This window comes from Marinoscillum pacificum (assembly GCF_024714495.1).
GTDB classification, from domain to species: Bacteria; Bacteroidota; Bacteroidia; order Cytophagales; family Cyclobacteriaceae; genus Marinoscillum; species Marinoscillum pacificum.
In genome coordinates, this window is record NZ_JAMZMJ010000031.1 from 1 (window position 1) to 1,420 (window position 1,420).

2 protein-coding genes are annotated in these 1,420 nt (G+C 36.6%); both read right to left on the reverse strand.

Annotated elements, in window-relative coordinates; all coding sequences use genetic code 11:
• Window positions 1–52 precede the first annotated feature (52 nt).
• Window positions 53–973 (reverse strand): IS3 family transposase, encoded by a 921-nt coding sequence (locus NXS00_RS26845; protein ID WP_258102388.1) that lies wholly within the window; start codon window positions 971–973, stop codon window positions 53–55.
• Complete coding sequence (locus NXS00_RS26850; RefSeq protein ID WP_258102387.1) at window positions 973–1,377, reverse strand: hypothetical protein; 405 nt, start codon at window positions 1,375–1,377, stop codon at window positions 973–975. Before NXS00_RS26850 ends, NXS00_RS26845 begins: the two co-directional genes overlap by 1 nt.
• Between the last annotated feature and the right edge of the window lie 43 nt (window positions 1,378–1,420).

A 1,420-nucleotide genomic window follows, 5' to 3' on the forward strand; every position in this document is an offset into this window, starting at 1 on the left:
TGTATCGTCCTAAAATAAGTTTACAGGTTTAACATACAGTCCTATTATTAATTTACAATTTTCGATTGTCCTGTAATAGACTTACAATTTGTCTTTGTTTCCATAGAGATTCAACTTTTAGTGAAGGATTTTCATGAACCTGATTTGGTGTTAGGTTTCCTAGACTCATATGAGGTCTCTCATGGTTGTATACCTCAATAACTTGATCCAGTAATTGTTTAGCTACTTTAAGTGTATCAACCTGATAGCATTCCAGGTATTCATTCTTAATGATTCCGTTAACTCTTTCAGCAATTGAGTTTTCCAGAGGATCCCCATTCTCAGTCATAGATATTGTTATCCCGTTTCTTTGTAACAGAGAAACATATGATGATGAACAGTATTGAATACCCCGATCTGAATGATGTATTAAGTTGATCAGTGACTCTTTACTATTATCAATAGCCATTCTTAGAGCTTTAACTGTCTCTATTGATTCTAACGTTTCTGCAACCTGGTAACCTACAACCTTTCTGGAGTATGCATCAGTCACAAAACTGATATACAGGTATCCAGATTCGATTTTCCAATAGGTAATGTCACTTACCCAGAGCTCATTTGATTTACTTGGAATAAACCCTCGGATCTGGTTGGGGTATTTACGTAACCAGTGAAACGATTGAGTTGTATAAACCTTCCGCTTTCTTCTCTTGACTAACAAGTTATTGGATGCTAATGCATCGAAAAGCGCATCCCTACCCATTTTTATTTGATGTTCGAGCATGAATGGTTCTAATAGTTCATAGAGCTTTCTGCCTCCCATTCTTCTGTGAGTTTGTCTTATTCGCAATACTTCTCTAATGATCAGCTCCTTTTCAAAATTATTCATTTGCTGATGCCAGTAATGCTGGTAGTAGGATTGTCTGGTAATACCAAATAATTGACACAAACGACCCAGTGAAATTCGAGAGTGTCTATCCTTTAAGGTGGTAATTACTTGGTGTCTGACTTTTTTGAGATAGGTATTTTGAAGGTTTTCTCTGCTATTTCTACCATTACTCGATAGCCTTCTTCCCTCAGTTTAGTGTCCTGAAGCTCCTTTTCCAGTTGCTTAATTCTAGCAACCAGCTCGGATTTATTTAAGTCTTCAGAATTATCCATGATCGGGAAATTAATTATTGGAGTAAATCTAGGCCTTCTTTTGATCTCATCATCAATATAGCCATACATTCGCATCCATTTCAATAACCCGCCATGCTCCTCTGTTTTTCCTGTATACTTATACCAGATCTCTTGTTTTGTGTAACCTCCAGAGAGATATTCTTGAATCATTTGGTGACGTTCTGCCACCGAAATCTCATTTCCATGCCGAATTGGTGCATTCTTCTTTTTATCCATTTTGATTTACATCGATTGTGTAAACCTATTTCAGGACAAGACA